Source organism: Aquimarina hainanensis, from assembly GCF_042684685.1.
Lineage (GTDB): Bacteria > Bacteroidota > Bacteroidia > Flavobacteriales > Flavobacteriaceae > Aquimarina > Aquimarina hainanensis.
Genome location: NZ_JBHULX010000021.1, coordinates 311,357 through 336,192 on the forward strand (window position 1 = coordinate 311,357; position 24,836 = coordinate 336,192).

Annotated in this window: 11 protein-coding genes; 3 read left to right on the forward strand and 8 right to left on the reverse strand. The window is 37.6% G+C overall.

The window, feature by feature from the left end:
* Window positions 1-117 precede the first annotated feature (117 nt).
* Both ACFSTE_RS12090 and ACFSTE_RS12095 read right to left on the reverse strand, forming a co-directional pair.
* Entirely contained in the window at window positions 118-822 is a 705-nt protein-coding gene (locus ACFSTE_RS12090) for a PAAR domain-containing protein (protein ID WP_176028732.1), read from the reverse strand.
* 12 nt (window positions 823-834) lie between these two features.
* Window positions 835-2,655, reverse strand: coding sequence for a type VI secretion system Vgr family protein (locus ACFSTE_RS12095; RefSeq protein ID WP_378257111.1), 1,821 nt, complete (start codon window positions 2,653-2,655; stop codon window positions 835-837).
* Between the two features lie 492 nt (window positions 2,656-3,147).
* Between ACFSTE_RS12095 and ACFSTE_RS12100 the strand changes: the two genes are divergently transcribed.
* Window positions 3,148-7,470 carry a T9SS type A sorting domain-containing protein gene (locus tag ACFSTE_RS12100; protein WP_378257113.1) on the forward strand — a complete coding sequence of 1,441 codons (4,323 nt, stop codon included), beginning with the start codon at window positions 3,148-3,150 and terminating at the stop codon, window positions 7,468-7,470.
* Window positions 7,471-7,674: 204 nt separating this feature from the next.
* Here the strand turns inward: ACFSTE_RS12100 and ACFSTE_RS12105 are convergent, their stop codons facing one another.
* Both ACFSTE_RS12105 and ACFSTE_RS12110 read right to left on the reverse strand, forming a co-directional pair.
* A complete protein-coding gene (locus ACFSTE_RS12105) occupies window positions 7,675-7,923 on the reverse strand; it encodes a hypothetical protein (RefSeq protein ID WP_176028729.1) in 249 nt (82 codons plus the stop codon).
* Between the two features lie 371 nt (window positions 7,924-8,294).
* Entirely contained in the window at window positions 8,295-9,011 is a 717-nt protein-coding gene (locus ACFSTE_RS12110) for a hypothetical protein (protein ID WP_378257115.1), read from the reverse strand.
* Window positions 9,012-9,789: 778 nt separating this feature from the next.
* On the opposite strand from ACFSTE_RS12110, the gene ACFSTE_RS12115 reads away from it, so the two are divergent.
* Both ACFSTE_RS12115 and ACFSTE_RS12120 read left to right on the forward strand, forming a co-directional pair.
* A complete protein-coding gene (locus ACFSTE_RS12115; RefSeq protein WP_176028727.1) occupies window positions 9,790-11,208 on the forward strand; it encodes a cytochrome P450 in 1,419 nt (472 codons plus the stop codon).
* A gap of 293 nt (window positions 11,209-11,501) precedes the next feature.
* Entirely contained in the window at window positions 11,502-12,581 is a 1,080-nt protein-coding gene (locus tag ACFSTE_RS12120; RefSeq protein WP_378257119.1) for a hypothetical protein, read from the forward strand.
* A 245-nt stretch (window positions 12,582-12,826) separates the two neighbouring features.
* On the opposite strand, the gene ACFSTE_RS12125 is transcribed toward ACFSTE_RS12120, so the two are convergent.
* From ACFSTE_RS12125 to ACFSTE_RS12140, 4 genes are all read right to left on the reverse strand, one after another.
* Window positions 12,827-13,087: a Txe/YoeB family addiction module toxin gene (locus ACFSTE_RS12125; RefSeq protein ID WP_176028725.1), complete on the reverse strand. Its 261-nt coding sequence runs from the start codon at window positions 13,085-13,087 to the stop codon at window positions 12,827-12,829.
* Window positions 13,088-13,336 (reverse strand): type II toxin-antitoxin system Phd/YefM family antitoxin, encoded by a 249-nt coding sequence (locus ACFSTE_RS12130; RefSeq protein WP_176028724.1) that lies wholly within the window; start codon window positions 13,334-13,336, stop codon window positions 13,088-13,090.
* 537 nt (window positions 13,337-13,873) lie between these two features.
* Entirely contained in the window at window positions 13,874-14,620 is a 747-nt protein-coding gene (locus tag ACFSTE_RS12135) for a hypothetical protein (protein ID WP_378257122.1), read from the reverse strand.
* 5 nt (window positions 14,621-14,625) lie between these two features.
* Window positions 14,626-24,828, reverse strand: a complete 10,203-nt coding sequence (locus ACFSTE_RS12140; protein WP_378257124.1) for an RHS repeat-associated core domain-containing protein — start codon at window positions 24,826-24,828, stop codon at window positions 14,626-14,628.
* Window positions 24,829-24,836 lie beyond the last annotated feature (8 nt).

Genomic DNA, 24,836 nt, shown 5'->3' on the forward strand with positions numbered 1-24,836 from the left:
GGGGTATGGCAAATTCGATTGTCATTTTTATAAAAAGATGGTCTTCTTTCTTTTTGTAGTATGTAGATTTTTATTTCTAAAAATCAATACAGCTCAAAATAGCCGATCATCTATTGTTTATTCTTCTGAGGTTTCTTCTTCTGTAGGATCCTCAAATTCCCATACAACTTCCACTTTTTTGTCTTGTACTGTCCCTGATAAAGTGATTAACTCTTCATCTGCTGATGCTGTCTCATTATCATTAATACGCGACACTGGTTTTTTGATGGTAAAGGTTACGGTATCTCCATCCGGAATGTTGTATACATAAGCTCGTAAGGTTGCTTCTTTGAGTACCTTTGATTTTCGGATCACCTCTCTTTCCTTAACCCATTGCAAGTTGTAAATTCTTGGGTCTCCTTCTTCCTTTTCTTCCTGTAGCTTTTTTTGATTCTCCTCTGCTTCTTTTGCATTTCCTAACAGACGATTCATAATAGATATCTTTGGAAATGGTATTTTATTTTTTGGCATGGTTACAGAAGGAGTAGCACTTCCACTACTGATTAGCACATTGGGTTCTCCTGAGCTAATCACTCCTCCATGGGCGGTCATATCGCCTAAACAGGCTGCTGGTTTTCCATTAAAAAAAACATTAGGAGCTCCCTGAGCTACGGTATCAGGAGGCCCTGCACAGGCACACATACTACCGATAGTTGCGGCTGGTTTATTATTTACCAAAATATTAGGTTCTCCCTGCATAATAGGTCCTCCCACATGTGGTGTTGTTCCACTGTACATGGGGCAGGTATGCATACTTCCTTGGGTGGCTACGGGTCCTGGCATTATACTATTTTTTTAGGTTATATCTACTTTACCACTAGCTCCCTGTAAGGCGGTCATCTGACCCTGAACAGTCGTCTGTTGTCCTTTTAATTCCGCTACGGATTGCCCTTCTACTACTGCTTGCTGTCCTTTAAACTCAGCATTACTGCTTGCCTCAACCGTTACATTCGCATCACTGTTTATAGTCGTATCTCCTGTAGCCTGAAGGTTTGTCGCTCCTTCTGAGAGAATGGATGTATCCCCTTCTGAGGCTGTATTGATGTTTCCTCTTGCCTGAATATCTATGTTTTCTTCTGCTACAAGTCTTATATTCTTTGCTGTAAACTCCATATTCTCAGCTGACTGAACATATAGTGACTTTGCCTGTGTATCGAAGGTGATGATACTACCTTCATTATCATAGATATTGATCTTTTCTTCTCCTTCGGTATCATTGAGTTCTATGGTATGACCACTTCGGGTTCGAATAGCCTTGACATTATTCTGCTCACTCTGCCAGTTCTCTGCCTTAGCGACTCCATGATATAAACTCCCTGCTACATAGGGACGTTCTGAATGGTTATTTTCGAACTGACATACTACGGTTTCTCCGATTTCCGGAATAAAATGAAATCCTTTATCTGCCCCGGCATGAGGTGTTAATACCCGAATCCAGGGAGTGGTCTCTCCGGTAATTTCCTGAAAAGGAAATTGTACTTTTACCCGGCTCATCCCCTCCGGATCAGCATTGTCCGTTACTTTCCCTATTTCGATAGTACTAACCGGATGTTGTAACATAGTGGCTAAAGGATATACATCTATTTCTGTGGTAATTGCCTGAAAGTGATTTTTGTAATTTCCGCCTTCTATATTCGTATGGCGTACCTCAATTACCCGAAAGCTTCCATAGCCTTCGACCTGAATAACTGCTCCTAAATGTACTCCGGGATTGTCACTGACACCATGAGCAATCACCTGCTTGGATTCTATAGCTTGTGTATGGAACTCTACTTGCTGCTCAAAACGTTGTTGGAGATTTTGATCCGTTACTCCGTGATGATAGATATTGGTTTCCTTGCTATAGAGTACATTCCCTTTATTGGTCGCCAGACTGTGATAGCCTGCTGCAGCGGTTGCGACTTCATTGCTTCGTTTCTGATACAGTTCATTAGTTAAGTAATCTTGTGTTGCATAGGCAAATTTATTAGGTTTAGGATGCATTCGTACTGAAAAAGATTCCAGATCTCTTCCGTATACAAGTTGAGTTTCTTCTGAAGAAGGGGTTCCAAAAACCAGTTGTACGCCATCGTAATAGAACCAGTTATTCGTACTAGCTGCTAAGCGGGCACTATAGGCAAAATTACTTTCGTTTTTTTGTACACTATAATGAATGGTATCAGATTGTCTGGGAGTAAAAGCAGTGGCTAACTTCCCTACATCATACCCCTGATAGGTTCGTTCTAACAGCTCTGAAAGAGCTAGATCTATATAGGAAGTCGTGTGGATTCCATCTTCTGCCAATACCGTGGTACTCATTGCTTCAATGATCACAATATCTCCTGAAGCTCCGGACTGATGTGCTTTGGTCGCATTAACTGCTGTGATTAATCCTTTGAACTGTAATTCGCGATAACCTTCATACTGTGTATCTGCTTGTACTTGTACAGTAATCGTTTCTCCTAAAAAATCTTTGCTATCCCCTATAATTTCATCAGAAGCATGCTCTAATACATCGGTTCTACACACCAATTCGAGATGGTGATGATCCCCTAAATGTTGTTGAATAGATAAGCTGCGAAACGAAGGAATGACCCTTCCCGAAATCGCTATTTGGGTAGTACTGAGCGTTGCCATTGACTTGTGTGCTTGTTTAGGTTTATAAATGAATATCTAATAAGATATGCTAAAAGTAGCTATAAGTTTTCTGCTTTCCTATACCGTAAAACAGGGGTTTTTCCTCCTTTTTTAGCCTTTTTTTAGACTTTTAAGATTTCATTAAGACTTTTCTTCCTTTAAAACCTTCCTTTTTTTACTCCTTTTGGGAAACTTATAACCACAAAACGAGTAATCAATCTACAATCATTTCTTTCTCTTGTTCAAAATGATTAATGATAAAATTTCAGTATTCAAAACTGCCTAAATTTATCCGTAAAAGCATCCTTAAAAAACAAATACAACTTCCTAAAAAATACTTTTTTACCATCGTTAGTATACGGAATAATGTTATTTGTAGATTTTTTTAACACTTACAACGATTATTTTCCTTTTTTCCTGCTTCGCATAATTTTAACATTTAAATTAGTCCTCGCTTAACTAACTAACAATCAACAAATCTAACTAAGCATTATGAAAAAAACTACTTTTAGAAACACCCCATTTCTATATTGTGTGCTCGTACACATTTTTATTTGGGGGTCAAGTTTCACAGACATCGACCCAACTAAAACAACCACTACCACCTCTTATGGATGTAACCTGCAAGTAAATGCAGGGAGTGATATTGATCTCTGTGAAGGAGATGGATACAGAATTACCCCTGTTGTTACCGGACAATCTACCTGTAGAGACTGTACAGAGTACAGAGTTCGAAACACCAATGATTGTAAAAAAGGAAGAGGACTAGTAATGGTACTATCTTCCCGCTTTGGTGGAGAAAAGGTATTTACCAATGACCATCTGGTTTGGAAAGAAACCGGAAATGGTAGAGCAACTCTCAAAGGAACAATCAAAGAAGGTGGAAAAACCTATGATTTAGATGCTGAGTTCTGGGGAAAAACCACGCAATACTCCCATAATCCATATGGAAATGTTTGTACAGGAGGAGTTCACAACGTAGAAAGCTGGGAATTCTATACAGGTTTTAAAGGTTCTGTCAGAGAACGAGGCTGGTGGTTCCCCATGTCATTTACATTTTCTAGAAGAGGAGGTCCTCTTCAATTAGGTAAGGGAGCAAACACCAATGATAGAGACATCAATAAAGTCGGAAGTTCTTTTTGGTTCAGCACTTCTCATTTCTCTTATACAGTAGGAGATATTCATATCATGATGGATTGTGTTGCTGGAAATAATTACACAAATACAACCTACCAATGGTCTAATGGGGCTACCTCCCCTTCTATTTATGTAACCAATCCTGGAACATATACAGTAACCGTTAAAGACTGTGACAATTGTGTCGCTACAGATAGCATTACGATTAGTGAGGGAGATGCCAGTGTAGATGCTGGAGAAGATCAGACTATTTGCGCAGGAGAAACCGTTACACTAACGGCAAATGGAACAGGAAACTTTAGCTGGTCTACCGGAGCAACGACCGCAAGTATCCAGGTAAATCCTGATCAGACAACAACCTATAGCGTAACAGCTACTGATGGAAACTGTCAGGCTACCGATGAAGTAACTGTAACTGTAAAAAATCTTACAGTAGATATTGGGGAGGATCAATCTTTCTGTCCTGGAGAAGAAGTTACCTTAACCGCACAAGTAAATGGAGCTTCTGAATGTAACACTATCTCTAAAGTGTATAAAATTACCGATGCAGACACCTCTGGAGGTTGTTTCCCCACTCCTGGTAACGGAGTTATCTTTCAGAGAGGTGCCGGGTGTAGAGGGGCTCATCTTATCTGGAAAGCTGGAAATGATTTAATTCTTACTGAATATGAAGACAATACTGCAACTATTACAGGTACTGTATCCCGAAATGGAGAGGTAGGAATTGTAAATATCACTTTGACAAACAAAACACATGGAGGAAACACCTGGAATGCCCAATGCTATAAAAATGGGTTAGGAAGTGCCAGAACATTCTACAGAACATTCTCTGGTACAATAACAGTAAATGACACTGTGTATACCGTATTAACTCGAGGAGGTAATCACTACATTTTGGCAGACGGAGCATCTCTCGACAGTAATCAATTCGGAATGGGTGCGTGGACAGGAGGATCTTTTGGTGAATGTACCGAATGGTTTGGTGACCTGATGGATATCACTGATACTGCAAATACCGGAGGTATCTCTTATGAATGGTCTACAGGAGAAACCACGCAAAGCATTACCGTTACAGAGGCAGGGAACTACAGTGTTACTGTAAAAGACTGTGAAGGTTGCGAAGCTACAGACGAAGTGAAAATAACATTAACTGATGTGACCGCAGAAGCAGGTGCTGATCAGGCAATTTGTCTGGGAGAAACTGCTACATTAACCGCTGCTGGTGGGGGTAATTATAAATGGTCAACCGGAGAAACCACACAAAGTATTGAAGTGAGTCCACAAGAAACCACTACCTATTCGGTTACGGTTACTGAAAATGGATGTACTGCTATAGATGAAGTTATCGTTACGGTCAATACCGCCAGTATCGATGCCGGAGCAGATCAAACAATTTGTCTTGGAGAAACAGTAACATTAATCGCTACCGGAACAGGAGATTACTTATGGTCTACAGGAGAAACGACAGCCAGTATCGAAGTAAGCCCACAGGAAACCACAACCTATACCGTAACAACATCAAATGATAATTGTACTGCTACAGATGAGGTAATCGTTATAGTAAATACCGTAACAGTAGATGCTGGTGCTGATCAAAGTATCTGTAAAGGAGAAAATATCACACTTACTGCTACCGGATCAGGAGATTTCTTATGGTCTACCGGAGAAACAACAGCGAGTATCGAAGTAAGTCCACAGGAAACTACTACCTATACTGTAACCACTACAAAAAATGGATGTAAAGCGACTGACGAAGTAACTGTTACTGTACATAATCCAACGGTGGATATAGAAGTAACTCCAGCAGAAAGTATCTGTCTTGGAGAAAGTACAACTTTGATTGCCATTGGATCGGGAGATTTCCTATGGTCGACAGGAGAAACTACGAATAGTATCGAAGTAAGCCCGCAAGAAACCACCACCTATTCAGTTATTGCCAAAGAAGGAACTTGTGAAGTTATCAAAGAAATAACCATCACTGTTCACGATGTACAGGTAACTGCGGGAGATGATGAAACGATCTGTTTAGGAGAAAGTGTAACACTTACTGCTACCGGATCGGGAGATTTCCTATGGTCTACTGAAGAAACAACAGCGAGTATCGAAGTGAGTCCACAAGAAACTACGACTTATACCGTAACCACGACCAAAAATGGGTGTAAAGCTACTGATGAAGTAACTGTTACTGTACATAATCCAACGGTAGATATAGAAGTAACTCCTGCAGAAAGTATCTGTCTTGGAGAAAGTACAACTTTGATTGCCATTGGATCCGGAGATTTCCTATGGTCGACAGGAGAAACTACGAATAGTATCGAAGTAAGCCCGCAAGAAACTACTACCTATTCGGTTACTGCTACAGAAGGAAATTGCGAAGTTATTAAAGAAGTAACAATTATCGTTCATGATGTACAAGTAGCCGCAGGGGATGATGAAATGATTTGTTTAGGAGAGAGTGTGACGCTTACTGCTACCGGATCGGGGGACTTCCTATGGTCTACCGGAGAAACAACAGCGAGTATCGAAGTAAGTCCACAGGAAACTACGACTTATACCGTGACTGTAAACAATAATGACTGTACCGCGGAAGACAGTGTTACTGTTACTGTAGATGAATTATCTGTAGATGCAGGAGAAGATCAAACCATCTGTTTAGGAGATGAGATTGTATTAACTGCTACTGCTGAAGCAGATGGAGACTGTGAGATATGTGATGAATACAAGCTACTGGATACCGATTACTGTAGAGGACCACATAACTTCGTCGTATTCATAAATGATAATGGAATCAGAAGATGGTTCAGAAATATAGATATGACCTGGAAAGAAAATGCAGATGGAACTGCTACTGTACAGGGTAGAGTTTTTGAATACAATGTATCAAACACCACCTTTGTGGTAAACGCTACTTTTTCCGGCCTTACCGCAACTCCTCCTGTTGATAGTCCTAAAGGAAACGATTGTCACCAGGAAGAAGACTCTTCCAAATGGGTGTATTACACGGAGCTTACCGGAACCATTACGCAAATTGGAGGTGATCTAAGTTATACCATCAGCCGAAGAGGTCCTGCTTTCCAGTTAGGTATAGATGCTAATAATTTTGAAGCAACTCCTGGAACTAATGGAGGATCCGGATGGTTCTCTATAGAAGGAGATGCAGAATCTTTTGGAGATTTTAATTTTAATCTGGGAGATTGTGTAGAACCTGTAATAAACGTAAGAAGCGCCCAGCAATCTAATACCGATAAGGTTACCTACTTGTGGTCGACAGGTGAAATCACCAGAAGCATTGTCGTTTCTCCTACGGAAACAACTACTTATCGAGTAACCGTAGATGGGTGTAATGACTGTACTGGAGCTGACGAAATTACTGTCTATGTAGAAGACTGTACAATTGCAATTGCTGCAGAAAATACGCTAAAAGTGTACCCGACAATTATTGAAGCATCAGAACATGTTTTTGTTGAGCTATCATCTCCACAAGAAGAAACAATTGATATTATGATTTATAGTTTTAATGGGGAACGCATTGGAAAAGTAGTTTCTAACAGAATTTCAAAAGGAATGAATACGATCGATATCGATTCCGGAGATTTCCCTTCATTATCTTCTGGAATTTACTTTATCAAAGTTCAGGGAGACAAGTGGTCTGCGACGAAGAAAATAGGTATTAAATAAAGTAACCCCCTTCTTTATTTAATCTTAGAAAGCCGGTCAAAATTGACCGGCTTTCCTTTTTTAGATATATCAGCATAGTACATTGCTAGTTAGCGACCTCGGTACAAGCTTACAAAACATTCACATAAAGTATTCTTTTCAAGACCAGTCTCGAAATTAAAAATCACTTTCTGTAAATACTTTATATCCCTGCGATGAGGTAATTTACTTATCTTTTAATGCTGCGCTAATACTTCTGGCATAACGATATAGTAAAAATCCATCTTCAAAACTATGAAAGCCGACTACTTCTTTCCCCTCTTCATCATAAATAACTTCTACAAAAAAAAGAGCTACGGAATACACCGCAGTTTTGACATCTTCCGTATTAATAGCATGTATAAACTTCCCTGATGAAAAAACAATATCGCATTTGTGTCGATGCGGGAGAATATTAAATTCAAATCGTGTCATTATTTAGTTGGTTTTAAAAGTCTAAGGATCCCATACCAAATAATAATTCAAAGTACTGAATTAAAACTTCTCTTTTCCCTTCTATCTAACCAATAAAAATAGAAATTGCGATTCTCGCAGCTCTCTTTTTATCTTAGATGAAAAAGAAAAATATTCTTTTCTGTTTCAGTAGCTTCAAAGCATCATCGGCATAAGTCTATACAAAATAGTAACTTTAACTTACACAACTCCACTTTTTACAAAAAAATAATATCAAAAAACACGATCAGTTACATCCTTCTTATGACAAAAGACATCTTCCCCTATTTTTCCTACACTAACCTTTCTATTCTATAAAAACCTATTCGTAAAAGAAAAATATTTTTTTGGAATTAAAGCTGATAATAAACCGGTGTCAACGTTTCTTTTTCTAAGTCTATGACATGATGTGAAACCACATCTTCTTTTTCCAATACTCCATTTTTATTTATATCCTTAACACTTCGAAAAAACAATTTATTGGTCGCTGCAATTACTTTCCAGTCAATCAACTCATGTCCCTGCTGTGTCAATTTGGTAAATCCACCACCTCCCATCGCACCGATATATAAGGATTTCTGATCGAGATAATTTTTAACCCCATCTTTATTTGTATCAGCATCGATCACCTGATATACCAACAGTTGTTTTTTAGTTGTATTAAAAATATCCCGCAAAAAAGTAGCCGAAATAATACGTACATCCTTATTGGTCAACTCATGTGCTACTCCTGTTTCTATATGCTGAAATGTAATCGAGTTCATATTTCCCGAAATTTCATCTCCTACTTGTGTAGAGACCTTGAAGTTTTGCGCCCCATAACCTGAATACGATCCCATTCGTGTCTTGCTTCGTTTTTCTTCTATCTCATATACTCCTACAGGATGTATCAAATACTGGGTACTGTCGATATGAACCGGTAAATCAGCCACTTTTATTTGTTGTACTTTCTTTTTTTCTGCTGTTACTAAGTCTTCCTTCTCGGAATGACGATTATTGGATGTGCTTTCATTCATAAAACAGGAGCTACACAGCATCCCTGCCATCATAATTAGATATATGTTTTTCATCTGTGTTATTTTATAATATCTCGGAAACCTCACTACATTTAATTATTTAAAAAAACGACTAGTCATCGACCATTTGTAAAACACTGCAAATCATTTCAGTATACAGCATTTCTTCCTTGTTTTTTCAAAAAACTATATATTGTTATGGGAATTCTCAAAGATAACCGGAGTCCTTTATTTCTCCTGCTTCGGAATTACAAAAGTTATCTTAAAATGTGAAAGAAGTACACGACCCTTTAGAAAAAACAAAGAGCTGCTTACGCAGCTCTTTTTCAGTACTAATATGAGGAAACTGACAGATGACTCCACGTCTTGAATATGTATAAACTACTACTTCTATCTATAAACCTAACAAATAGGAGTCACTGTCATTCTTAGGGTCAAAAATAGATTTCTTTCTTTGTTCTTCCAGCTACTTTAACGATGATTAATATTCTTTAACGAATTGTTTAGTACTCCTTTCTTCAGGTAAGCATACGAGACATTATAGAAGTAATAATTTTTTAGGAAATACGTATACTTTGAAACTTTCTTAATCGAAGGGTTACGTTCTCTATCTTTCATAAAAAAAGGCCGCCCTACCCGACAGCCTTTTCTACCATTAATTCCTGGATGCACAAACATTTTCTGTTTAGTACGCTCCATAAGTGCTAAAATATCATACTCTTTTATATCCCGATTTACTTTAACGTGTATTAATATTGTTTAACACTTTATATAGAAATTATTGTAGTCATTCCTTATTATTTATTTTTGTCTCCCTGTAAACCGATATATTATGCTTTTAGACCTTCGTACTATTACCCTTTCTGATTTACCTTCTCCCAAGGGACATTTTATAATAGGGCATTATCCACAATTCAAATCCTCTACAAAACATCAGTTTTTAGAAGATGCAGTCCTTACATGTGGTCCATTATTTACGATTAACCTGGTTGGAAAAAGATTTGTAGCATCTGCAATCCCTGAGCTCAATCACCGCATTCTCAAATTGCGTCCCCAGCAATTCAGACGATTACCAAAAATAGATAGTGTACTCCAGGAAATGGGCATTAAGGGAGTATTCAATGCCGAAGGCGAAGACTGGAAACGTCATCGAAGATTAACCGCTGAGTCATTAAGTACTAAAAAAGTAAAAGCGTATTATCCTACTGTACTTCAAAAATGTGAAACCCTTCTTCATAAATTCAAAACATATGCTACCGCAGGCAAACAGATTGATATCCAAAGAGAGTTTATGCTATTTACTATTGATGTAACAACCGCTATTGCTTTTGGATATGAGCTTGATGCTATCAATGAGAAAGATGCTATATTCCAACAACATCTCGAACAGATATTTGCGATGGTTAATGAACGTACAGTGGCACCTATCCCAATCTGGCGTTTTTATAAACGAAAAAAAGACAAGCAGCTACAACAATCATTGCATGCCATTGAAAAAACCATTTATTCATTTATAAAGCATGCTAAAGCTACCTTAGCCAATCACCCTGAACGACATCAACAACCTACTAATTTCCTGGAAGCTCTCTTAGCGGAAAACAACGAAGGAGATTTCAGTGATACTGAAGTATATGGTAACATTTTTACCATGTTGCTCGCCGGAGAGGATTCTACCTCCAGTTCTTTATCCTGGATTATTTATTATCTGTCTCAGCATCCGGAAATGATCAAAAAAGTCCGCAAAGAAGCTTTTGATTGCTATCCGAAAACCGCCACCCCTGTTTCTTATGAACAGCATCAGCAATTATCATATGCCAATTCAGTTGTACAAGAAGCAATCCGCTTGCATCCTACGACTACACAACAAATTGTACAAGCGAATGAAGACTGTACTGTTCTGGGACTTCATATCCCGAAAGATACCCGGTTGATTTTATTAAATCGATATCCGCAGCGACAAGATGAATATTTTGACAAGGCAACTCAATTTATTCCAGAACGTTGGGGAGCGGATCAATGCCCTATGCATCGCAAACACCATCCTGATATTGTCAAGGGGTTTGGGGGAGGTCCTCGTTTTTGCCCGGGAATGCATCTGGCAATGGCAGAAATGACCACTATGATTTCCATGCTTTGCAAACATTTTGACTTTTCCCTATCCATATCTCCTGAAGCCGTTACCGAAAAGCATTCCTTTATTGTATACCCTGAAAATTTATACGTGCACTTTACTGCGGTATCTTCTTTCTAAGCTCCTTTTTATAAATAGTACCCAAAAAACAAAGGAATCTCTTCCATTTTAGGTAATATCAATTAGTTTTTGTACAATTACTGCGGCTTTATAGAAAGAACTCGTCTATGCTTTTTGACGTTAAACAAAAATTGGATGATACTAGTGATGTTAAAAGCTTTTTTGAGCTACAGAACAACACTACAGAAGAAAAAACAGTATTTTTTTAGCAAATAAAAAAAGTGTAAACAAGTTCTAAGTGTATGTTGCTGAATAACGCATAAAAACAACATCAACGAAACCAAACACCAGTCATGCTATTACGAAAACTATCTTTTATAACGTTACTGTTTTGGACTTTTACTTTTTGTAACTCTCCTAAAAAAATCAAAAAAGAAAACATCAGCTTGCAGGTATGTGATTCCATACATGATTTTGAAGTTCCGGAATGGTGGGGAGAAACAAAGATATATATTAATGATGCTATCATACATGAGTCGACTTCGATCAATGATTATATGACCCTCACCAGAAAAGAAAGAGAAACCTTATACAATAGTTATGAAGAAAACGTAGAAAATTATCAAAAGTGTTACCTCAAAACCAGACATGCGTATACCGCTATAAAAAATGAAAAAGATGAAAATTTCTTATCGCTCCTTTGTAGCGAAATCCCTCACCACCTTTCTGTAGAAATCTGGAAGAAAAAGTTCGAATGTGAGAAAAAAAGCTATATAGCAGAGAGAATTGCGGATGATTATTTTTATGTGTGTGATTTTGATCAGGCGCTACAGTTTTATAAAATAGCATTGCAAGTCAATGAAAAAGAAAAAAAACAGGAAACTGATGAAAAACAACTACATAGTTATGATTATTACAGGAAAGAGATCGGAAAAAAAATCCAAAAGTCTCAATCTGCATTGGATGAAAAAAGAGAGGTAGGGTATGTTTGTGACTTTAGAGATACATTAAATGAGCTACTGGAACACATTGAGGATTATAAAAACCCGAAAAGAAAAAAAGCGGTTATGTCTCTTATCAAAAGTCAATACCAAAAAGACATATTACAAGCAATAGCTGATAAGAACACGGACTATTTCTACGAGACTAAATCTGATTATGAAATTGCCTTATGCAATTTACTTTTTGAAGATGCTAAAAAAGAAAATCCTTTGATATTAAATAAGGAACTCAAAAATCAGGTAATACAAAACTTTAAGGATTTTACCATGACAGCTGCCGATTTCGACATTGGTATTAATGATGTGGGTATTCTTAACAGGGATAAGGAAGAATGGCTGATATCCTTTTGGTCATCCATTGAAGACGTACATGGGATAACAGTTGTTTATTTTAAAGGCTATGAAATTACCAGTGTACATAGTGTGGATTAATAATCCGCTACTGTTTTCTGGAGTTACGAAGTACACTATTAACGAATTCATAGTACATAAAGTCAGTAGTAACTAGTTTCAGTGCAGGAAGACTATTTTATAGTACTTGTTTTAATATTGCGAAGCAAATTGCTAAAAAATGTCGTTTACAACTATAAAAACATAGCTGGCTTTCTACGGCGGGAACAGCATAAATACAGCAATATTTGAGGAACGAGAATACTGGATTTTATGTTGTAAGGATTTTACTTCCCATAATGATAACGACAAGCTGCAATTAGTAATTGGTCATTTTCATATTTGTAAACCAATCGATGTTCTGATGTTATTCGTCTTGACCAATACCCTTGTAAATCACCTTTTAAAACTTCGGGTTTTCCAATGCCTTCAAAAGGTGTTCGCATACAACTTTTAATGAGTTCGTTAATCCGTTTTACTATTTTCTTATCGACTTTCTGCCAATACAAATAATCTTCCCAAGAAGAAATAGACCACGTTAACTTCATCTATTCAATTAAATCTTTTTCTATACCATTTCCTGCTTCCAGTTCTTTGATAGAGTTTAATAAAACATCTCTGTTTTTCCCTGTTAGCAAATAGGTTGTTTCTTTTAGTGAATTGTATTCATCTAATGATATTAAAACGAGGTCTTTTCCGTTTTTACGCTTGATAATAATATCACTTACATCATTGATTACTTTATCGAACCAATGTTTTAGATTTGAACGAAATTCTGTATAATTTACTGTTTCCATAATACAAATATACAAAAAGTACCTAAACAGGTACTTTTAAACTACATAGATCCAAGTTGTTTACCGTTACGTGCATCCTGTCTAATCCTTCTAATTTTATACCGCCTAACACAGTAATTTCTAAAATAATTTTAGGACAAGACAGTTATATAGTACTCTTTTGCTTACTCATTACCGCCACGAGAAAGGATTCTCGCGGTAGCTGTTACTTTGACATACTCCCACTATCTGGGGATTAATAATCCACAGACCCGATGCTAAAGCTAGATTAGCTTACTCCTAAAACACAAAAAAACTACCTCACAATTTAATGCAAGGCAGCTTTTATATTTATTGCTATTGCTTACTCATACCCGCCACGAGAAAGATTCTCATGGTAGCCATTACTTTGACATACTTGCGTCATCTGGGGAAATTGAAAAGAGATAACCAGTAAAATATTCAATTTTTTCAAAAAGAACTCCTTGCATGAAATTCCCTAATCCAAAATAAAGTAATAGAAAAATTAATACAGCTAAAGCATAAATTAAAAGCTTATTATTCAATATTTTTTTCTTCAAAATCTAGTAATTGATTTAACAATAAACGTTGTTTATCTCTTATCAACGAAAAATTCTTAGGCAAAAATTCTTCAAATAGCTGAACTCGCAAGAGATTGTTCTTTAATTCTGTTACAGAAAAGGCAAAATCCGCATTTGATTTTTGAGCTAAATTAATCTTAAAATCACTACTAAACCAAGAACAATACCCAGCTATATAAGAAATGCCATCTTCAAATACACTTCTGCCGGAATTTTTTGATATATCAATGCATTTCTCCCCCCATAAATCTTCAGTATAACTTAATCCTTTCGTAGACTTATTATTTACTTTATAATTTGCAATAGACTCTTCATTTTGCCATTTCACATCATAATAGTTCGTTAAAACCGCATAATATAAATTACTGGATTCCAAAACAAACTTCTCAAAAGAATCAATTAATTCTTTTTCTTGATAAAAAAAGTAAAATGACGAACAAAAAAGGTCAGCATTTTTATGCTTATTTATTGAAAGGTGGAGTGTTTCTCCACCTTTAAAACTGATTATAAGACCATTTTTTATTTCATTTTTGATGTTTTTTTTAAAATCATCAAAATACTCGTTTTCTCCAATTACGCTTTCTACAATTTTTTCAGAATTAATTAAAAACTCATAGAAATTCAAGAACAACTTATCTGTTCTACAACAGAATCTAAAAACGGATTCTTTTGAATAATCTTTTTTTTTCTTTTTAAATAACATTTTGTCTACAATTTAGAGCTAACTTTTACTTTAACCCCATTTTCCGCACCGTGCTTAATTAATTTTTGAAAACTATCATAAAATTTCCCTCCTTCTTTGGTAAATTCCTTGACAATATTTTCAGGAACTAAAATATCTAACACACCTTCTTTAGGAGAATAAGTAACGCCTTTGAATTTAAAGCCATTTGTAACTTTATCCTTGATTTTATTAATATAACCTTTATAGGTAGTCAAAGGAAAACTATTTCCTTTAAATGTTTTAAATGAAGAGAAAGTACCCGCCTTAATAAAATCAAAAGTTGGAAAATTAGAAGATATATCATCTAACCATTGCCAGCCTTTATACTTAGTTTGTGCTGCTAGCTTTTCAATGAGTCTACCTCGTGTAGTACCGTAAAAATGTTTAAACATTTGACCTACAGCTGTATTCGCAACTGTCTTTTGGGTAATTCCCCTAAACATTCTCGTATACAATCCCCCACCTACTAGAGCTAAAGGATAATCAATAAAACTTGATCCTTCTATATGGGTTGCATCATATGGAATGTCAAGAGGTACTCTCATTGTCTCTCCACCAATAGTCCAAATAGCTTCGTGTTGACCATAGTGAACAAAATCTCCGCCTTCTTTTTCCGTTTTTGCACCTATGAATTTAAGATGTAAATCTGTACCTTCATCAATAAGACCAAATTGCTTTAAGCCTTCAGCAAATCTCAAATAACTTTTTACATATTCATGTGTTTCATTTTGTAAATCTTTGGGCTCAACAACAAAAATTTTCGATTTATCATACCCATGAAGATTATTATTTATGATAATTCTTTTCTCTAAACCTTCGAGTTCGACTGCATAAATAACCTGATTTTCGGCAAAAGCATAAGGAGAGTTATAAGGATATTGACTAGCTAACGGATCAACTGCAAAGAATCTCCCCACTCTCGGATCATGCATTCTAAATCTATAATTTAAACTATTTCCTTCACCCTTAACCTCATTGTCCATTTCTTGACCTTGATATCCGTAGCGATAGTCAGATGAATTCCCGTGACGCCCAGGCATCAAAGAGCCGAAAGGATAATAATCATTATAACTAAGAACGTCTGCTGTAAAGATAACATTATTATTTTTTACATCACTATCTACTTCGTCAGAAGTCGTAATTGTTACATTATCCAAGATAAAAGTATCTACTACCTCATCTTTATCCCTGGTTCGTGCCCAACTGATATTGGTTACTACCTGAGTCGCCGTAAAAGAAATCTGATGTCTTCCACTTTGCTGAATAATCATATGAGTAAGCAGTTCTCCAAAAACTTCGGTTTCCACTCGTATTTCGGGGGAGGTAAGTAATTCCAGATCAAATGCCACAGTATATTGTTTCCCTGGTTCGGTAAGCATCGTATGGATAATTCCTTCCCTGGCATCATCAACTGCTGCATGCAGTACATCATCAGTAGTGGTAATGACAGCTGGTCCATATGGATTCCAGTCATTGTAATCCTGTATCCGCTCCCAACCGGTAAAATCATATGTATGCAGGATCTGACCTGTTGATCCAGTACCGGTGATTTTTCGATCAGAAACCACACTCAGCACATTCCCTAAATGGTTGCTTAGTTCAAAACGTTTATCTCCTAACTTCTGCGTTACTTTTCTTGGAGCCATTGCTGGTTGTGCTTTTATTCGTACCTTCTTTTCTTCCAGTCCTAAGCGGCTGCTTCCGTAGAGGTGATGCTCTGTCAGTGTTACTTTCTTCTGAGCAGAAATCTGCTCCGGATCGGATTCATTCGTCGTATACACCCCCATTACATTCCCTTGTGCGTCCCGGACATAGGTAGTTACTTTTTCTTTTTTATTCGGGCGTGCTACAATCTTGGCAATTCGGTTTCCTAATCCATCATATGCAAATCGGATTCGGGTTTGATCGGATTTGGTTATTGATTTAACCTTACCATCTACCCGCCATGTAATGGCTGTAATTCCTTCTGCTTCATCCTTGGTCAATTGCCCGATAGCATCATAGGTATAATTCCCTGCTGATTGAGTGGTAATATCATTAAACTTCTTTCTGCGAACTGCATCTGTAACATGATCCAACTGATTTGTATTCGGTTTGTAGGTATAACTCAATTCATCCATACGTACCGGTTTCCCTTTTTTGTTTACTGCCGTTCGGTTCAGGGTTTGTAGGTTTCCATTGCGATCATAACTATAAGAACTCGCATAGTTTGCTACTGTTGCTCCGGCAATATCATACCCCTGCATGGACTTAATTCGGTTTAGCTGATCATATCGATAATGATTGAACTGTAATCCTTTGGGCTTTTCTTTATGATTCAGCAGTGCTGTTGTCATCTGCTTGATATTCCCATTATACAGGTCTGCCGGGTTCTGGGTTGCTGCAGCTGTTTTTACAAATGCATTGATCGCACCAATGGGTTGATAATCCTGTTCAAAATATCCCAATGCATATCCATATACATCTTTAGCCGTTTGTGCTACTCCATCAGCACCCGGGTCATTTTCTGAATTCAGCATATCCGAATTAACTCCTTTTAACCATCCTTGCAGGGTATAGGTATAATCTTGTCCTTGTACTTGTTCTTCTCCTAATACCGTACGTGCCAATGGACCATGAGCAAAATAGGCATATCCTGCATCTTTCTCCCACAGATACCCATCGGTAGAGGTCGCTACCTCAATAATCCGGTTATCCGCATCATATGTATATCGATGGATCAGCTGATCGACTGCTCCTTTTTGATAAACAACCCTATTTACATTCCCACTGATCAGGTCGTATTCGTATTCTACATGTTTTATCCCGGAAAACGGATCTTCCTGAGACAAAGCCAATAATCTATTGTGCTGTACCAGTTCTTTTACATTTCCATGAATATCATAGTGATAATACGTCGCATGTTGATAATTGCGCTCCCGGGTTGTATCATCTTTCCAAATGTCATAATAGAAAACGGCAGTTACCCGATTACGTGCTGTAGCAGCAACCGTTTCATCCAATACAGGAATTGTATTAAAAATATCAGCTGCATAACTTACCGGTTCTGTATATCGCGTTCGGGTTACCTCATGTCTGATATCAGAAATCGCATCCGGATACGATTGCAATGACACCACTTCTCCGGTCGTTGTATTCACTAATTTTCCGGTAGTACCTGTAATCGCAACTGGTACTTTGGGTACAAACTCCCCTGCTTCTACTATTCTTCCTAGTCCATCGTATTTTGAGTAACTAAACGTATTACTTGCTAACTGTTTTGCATTTTGAGATGCAATAATACGTCCCAGAGGGTCATAGGCAAATCGGGTGACTCCTCCATCCGGAGTAGATTGCCATACTAATTGATTTAGTGCATTATATGTATACTGCGTTTGCAATGTATGATCCGGTAATAAAGAAGCATCTTCTATTTCGGTATTAGCAGCCCGATAACTATTAATACGATCATTCAGAGATCCACTTCCCGAATCTGTTTCTAATTCTTCATCTGTAAATCGATCTACTCCCTGAGGAGGTACGGTCTGTATCAGGTTTCCTGCCTGATCATAATAGTACAGTGTATATTGATATTCCTTATCAAAATATTCCATATCAAACTGTTCTACGACTCCTGCAGTTGCCTGCTGAATATAGGCTTTGATAAACCGAGCTCGTTGCTGTTCCAAATACACCTCATAAGTATCCTGCATATACGTCTCATGAATACTCTTGGTCAGTTTTTCACAACTAGGCTCCTGATCAGGTGCTGATATTCCTCCCATATCGATCAGGAAAGGATCCGGAACCGGGATACAGCTTCCTGTAGCTTGTAGTGCCAGTAAATGACTGGTTGTAAATTCTCTCCAGGAATCCCTGTTGTCGGCAGTTGTTCCATCTATATAAACTTTATAGGCATTGATTACAGATTCCATATCGCTATAGCCATAATTAAAATCTGTAGCTCCAAAATCCATAATCGTCATATAAAATAAGGATTGAGTATCCCGGACATTAAAACGCTGTAAATAATAATTATAATCTGAGACCAAATACCCTAGGTGGTACTTACAAAAATCTTCCTGAGTATAGGTTTGTTCGGTATCTCCTATACGTTGTAAAATAGTTTCATAGGTAGCGAAAGCACCCGTACAACTAACCGGAGGTAGTGGTTGTGGGACACAAGGTTCTTCACAAGACGCATTAACTCGTGTAGCAAAAGTAGTTTGAGAAACTCTGGTAAATACTGTTTTTTGCGGAGCAGGAACCTCTACTTCTTCTATACCTGTTGTTTGTTCAACTTCATTAAAATGAACTTCTCCCTTAGTTGTACTTTCAGCTCTGCTCGCTACAGTATTTATATCTACCGATAGTAATTCACATAATGGTATTTGAAATTGAAATCTAGAAAAGGGTTCACTAAAACCTACTTCAGACCGGTTGATTGAAAACTGTACATTTTTAGCCAGATGAGTTATTCCATGAATATCCCGATATTCAATTGCTAACATACTTCCTCCTACACTAGTATAATTCAAATGAGTATCACCTGACCTTAAAATTCGTAGATCAAGAATTTCTTCTACATCATAAAAGTCTTCTTCAAACCATAAATTAAGATATAAAAGTGACTGGTATGGTTCTTGCCCTGATATTAAATCAATGGAAATCGTACTAGAAAATCCAATTACTCCCCCTGATAAATCATCTTTAGAATACCCTCTATACTTATCAAATTCATTTTGATATATAAGTCCTTTATCAATCAAATGATTAGCTGTGGAATAATATGGTTCTAATATGTATTTAAAACGATCATTAAGTCTAATTGGTTCATCAAAAAACAACTCATCAAAAACTGTATCTGGAACATTTGTATTTGTTCGGGTTGCTTCTAACTGTGCATTAAACACTCTCTTTAATACTTCTTCTAATTGATTCTCTATAATATCATTCTCTAGACAAACAGATACATCTATATTGTCAAGATTATCAGGCTCTCTTTGTAAGGGTACCTGTAAATATTTATCTAATAGTTCACAATCAAATGAAACTTCTCTAAAATGGGAAACAATAGGAATATCCATCCTTGCTTGCACTAATCTAGAATACATTGAAAGTTCTTCGTCATTCCCTTTACTTTTATAAAAAATCCTGAAATTACTATAGTCATTAACCCTTTCTATTCTTGTTATTTCTCTTACACTTTCAAAATTATCTTTAGGAACTCCTCCAGTAATATTAAAACTCACAAAATGTATATCTGAAAACCAAATCCCTAATAATAAATTCCTCCCGTACCTATTAAAATGTAAATACACATGATTTTGATTTGAATAATCTATTCTATCATTACAATTATTTCGAGGATTTTTCTCACAATGATAAGCTGTATTAGCTGTCAAAAACTTTTGCAGAAACTCAGTATATTCCAAATATCCCTTAATAGGCAAAAGCTTATTTTCATTTGTTGATATTAATATCTCTTCTGATAATGCTTTATTAATAAGAATAACTATATCCTCTCCAAATCGCTGTTCCAGAGAATCATCAATACATATCGGATTCGCAGGACTCAAATGATCATTTATATCCCCACAACACAAAAAGTTAAGAATGCGTTCTTCATTTTCTCCTGCACTTCCTGCAATCGTAAGTTCTTTTCCTGCCCAGGTAATTTGTACGGTCTGCCCTATGATGGTATTGGACACCCCTTCTTGCAGGCCAAAACTAACGGCACTGACTTCTCCCTGATTCGGAAATGATTCGTCCAGATTCCATCGCATTTTCTCTACCCCATCTACAGTAATTGTATAGACTCCTGTTCCTTCTGTATTCCAAAGCACACTGCTTCCTGTACCAAAAAACTGAGCCAGATAACTATCTGCATATGCTGTTAACTGACCTATTTCATAAGAGGTTGCATTAAGTTGTCCTAAAGAGATCAGCTCATTTAATAAGGTAGGTAATACTTTTGACACAGCACTTTCTATATTACAGTCTCCTGTCTCATCCCAGGTATTTCCTGCTCCTAAAAACACTCCCACCCCATTCGGAGTTCCAACACTACATTCGGCGATACGAGCCTCTGTGGTTCCAGATACAATAATTTCTTTCTGTACTCCCTGATCTTCTATCATTGCTGCTAGCTGATAGGAAAAGTTCTTTTGAGAAGCATTATACACGGAGTATATATTTCCTATATGAGTAATGTGCCATCCCTGTCCATAATCGTTCCAACTAAGCCCTGACGGAATATTAAGTGTATGTGTCGCTCCTTCTATTACGGTTCCTACCTGTAGTTGCTGGGTTAATTGGTTCCCGCTAACCGACCCTACGATCTGTACAGCCTCACTCGCAGGAAAGACACCTCCCATTTCTTCATACAAGGCAATTGTAAAATAGTTCCCCTGATATTCATAGGCAGATACCGGACTAATCCCTTGCTCATTAATCGCCATAAAGTATCCTTCCCAGTACATTTCCAAATCTCTTGCTAATGGACATACTCCGGTATTGATATAATAATTGTAGTTAATCTGTTCTTCCATATCAGCAAGTACGGTCTCAATACTTGCTCCGGAATTATAATACATATCAGTAGGCTCAAAACGTTTTTGCTTATGCCTATAGGCAGTAACTTCGGAATACTCGCATAGGGCATCTGTTGTTCCGTTCAGATAGGTTTGCAAAGCAGATACTGCTGTATAGTGATAGGTATCTAATCGGGTAATAATACTTGCCGGAGCTTCTGACACCCCAATACATCCATTGTAAAACCCATTTTTCATTGCATACGCATCTCTAAATGTAGACAGAATACGTTGTTTTACCGCGATGTAATTTGTCTTATAGGAATTCCAAAATTTGTTTCTCTGCTCTTCTTGCAAATTACTTACTGCTCCAAAAATAGCTGCAGTAGTTGCCGGTACCGTACATGTCTGTAAGGTATTACATGCAATGGTTTTGTATACAGAAGACATCAATGAGGCATTAGATCCGTCATAATTACTGGTCAACGCTTCTTCTATAATTGTTTTTCTGGCAGTAAAAAGTGTATTACTTTCATAGCCTCCTGAAAGTGCTCTTGAAAAATACGGGTCCTGATCTGATAAAGTAGTTGCCGTAGCGGATAACATTCCTTTCTGCACTGCTTCGTCAAAACTGGTAATCGAATGCAGATATGTATCATACCCATCAGGATTAAAAAAGACATCTGTTGTTCCCGCCTTAGCTACTTTTAGGTCGCACACAGCCTGACTATAACGTAAATATTCATACTCCGGGTGGTATACCAATAAAGAATTGGCCCAGCTATCCTGCCATCTGTCAGGATGCAAAAAATCTGCTACTTCTTTGAGGTATTGAGGTTCTACATATGCTTTAGAAGGGTCATCAGCATCTTCCTCTAGAGGGCTTCCTTCCACTATCTCTGGTATATAATTGATTAGTTCTTCTCCATCTTGTGTAATGGTTACTTCTCGCTGCACTGTTACATAGCTAATGGTACCTTCTCTGTCATAATAGTGTCCAGCGGTATATAATGCTGTCCCTGATGTAGGATTGGAATCATAGATATCATGTCTGGGGTTTCTCCAGCTATTATGTACCTCTTCTGTTAATCGGGTGCTTAACAATCGATTATTGTCGTTAAAAACAGTAATCAAATTAGTACCCCCTGCCTGCAATTCTCCTCCATACTGTCCCAGAGGTCTCATATCTTGCAATAATTGTTGTCTGGCTGACTGACAACTAATTGACCCTGTAGTATCTTCATCTGCGCCTACACTTCCATCAGCACAAGGAGCATTACAGGCTTCCAATGCCTGATCCCATTGTTTAGCGAGACTTTCTTCTAACTGTGTTCTTTCTTCTGCGGTTAGTAGTGCTAACTGTGCCGGATCATAACTCGCTATTTCTTCCTCTACATATGCCTGTCTGGCAACCGTTACTGAAGCATGTCCTGCCAACAAACTATCCGTACATTCTTCACAGGTACTGAAACATCCATCTAATAACAAAGGGGTCGTATAAACACTGGTAGGTGCTACATAGCATGGATCTTCCGGATTCTGTAACCGGGCGATATAGGCATCTGCATATTCTTGCAACTTATCCTTATGTACCGTTAGTGCCTTACTAATGGCAAAACTTCCTCGCTGTACTGGTACCTCTAAAGGGTCTAATGTTATCCCATTGGATGCTGTGCCTTCCAAAATAATCGGCATACGATCAACTGCTGTAGGCATCAAGCTATTTGCTTCCTCATCTACTATATCTATCGATAACTCATATGCCATTGGATAATGCGCTTCACATACTTGATTTTCTCCTATTGCAGTTTCAAAAATAAAGGTTGGTTGATCATGAGTAAGGGCATACATAAACTTTCTGGTTTCTTGATGCACCGCCATCTTATTGGCCGCATACATCAATCTATCTCTTATTTCTCCCCAATTGCCTGTATTCTGCAAATTATTATTATCCTCGGCTGTATCTGTATCAGTTCGTCTGATCTTCCCTAATAAATCTGTTAATAACTGCTTATGTAATCCACTTTCATCTTTCTCATCATCCAATCCGATCACAGCATCAGGGCTATATCCAGCCAAGGCCGTAGCAATCGTGCGCCCTTCCGGGTCTATATAGTTTATACTTAACTGACGATTAGGGTCCAGCACCATATTTTTCTTGTAATGAGAAGCTTTTCCTACTGAGTATCCAAACAAGCGGTTTAATTCTTTTTGTTCAGGAACCCCATAAAAATATTCCATCTCATGTCCTGACCCCAACTGATGTGTTTCACCTACTCCTCCTTTTCTTCGGATACGTCCTGTATTATCAGCTGTATATTCGATTTGCGACATAGGGTATCCCTTGGCATCCGGCACCCTGTTTCTAAAGGGATCCGTAAGTGTATTTTCTGATGAGTAGTATTGAGCAGCTCCCGACTGGGTGCCCATTCTTTTATCGTCATTAGGGGTATCAATTCTATTTTGAGTGTCTTTATCAAAAGCGGCATATGTATAAGCCTGCCCGGAATGTGTTCGTGTAAAATTCTGATAATACTGTAATTTTTCATCTGCTGTTGGAACGGGTAATACTTCTACAGCTGCCCTTCCTTGTGCATCGTAGATTACTTCTCCTACCACCGCATGATTATCTGTATTTATTTTAGTAACTGTCTGACGATTACGTAAACTTCCATCAAAATAACTTACCACTTCTTTTTTCTTTCCTTCTTCTGCATAGGAAGTCTGGAACTGCCAGTTTTTAGCCGCTTCATGTTCCGCTGTTATTTCATAAGTATGTGGCCAGTCTGCTACTGTATTTTTTGGTATGTCTCCACTACTCCACATTCCATATCTCTCCCGGTTTGTATCTTCCAAAAAATGACCAACTGCCCGAATTCTGTATATTAAATATCCTTTGTCGTATACCAAAGGAATACGGTAGGTTCTACCGGATACCCGAACCCTGGTATTATTCTGACGAAATGTTTTTTCTGACAGAGCTATCTGATCTGCTCCTAAAGGGGTTGTATGTTGTGTTCCGTAATTATCTATCCAGGTCCATTCCAGTTCATATGCTTTAGCCCCTGCTACTGGTTCCCATGCAAATTGTATTTCTTTATTATGTATCACAGGGGTGGATACCAGTGGAGGAGTTGTCGATAGCGTTTCAAAACGTTCTTTGGCATGCCCTATCGTCAACTGAATATTTGCCGGAATGGTTCCTTCTGTATCTACCATACCGCCATTGGCAATGTCTTTATAGGAATAGGTACGTATATTTACAACAGCACCATATGCTCCCCTAAGAATACATGCTTTTTGAGCAATATGATGTCCTGCACCTCCTTTTCGATTGTTTTTTACTGTTAATTTATGTACTTCTACATCTGTCGCTATACGTCCATCAGCAAGTACTTGCTGCACTTCTAAAGTTATTGAGAAGTCATAACGGGTATACGGAGGGGTGTCCTTGTTTATTTCCAAACGTACATATCCATATACATCTTCATCTACTGTCTGAGGTGCCTCCAGTAAGGGAGAAGTATATGTTAAAGAGGTCTGCCCCTGATGTGCTTGTTGTATCTGATCAGGTGTAAACGTTTCTTTTTCCTGAGCAAGAAGCCTAAACGGTCCTAAAAGCAGGATAAAAAATCCTATAAAAATGCGGTTAAAATAATGTTTCGTATCGTACATAATAATAG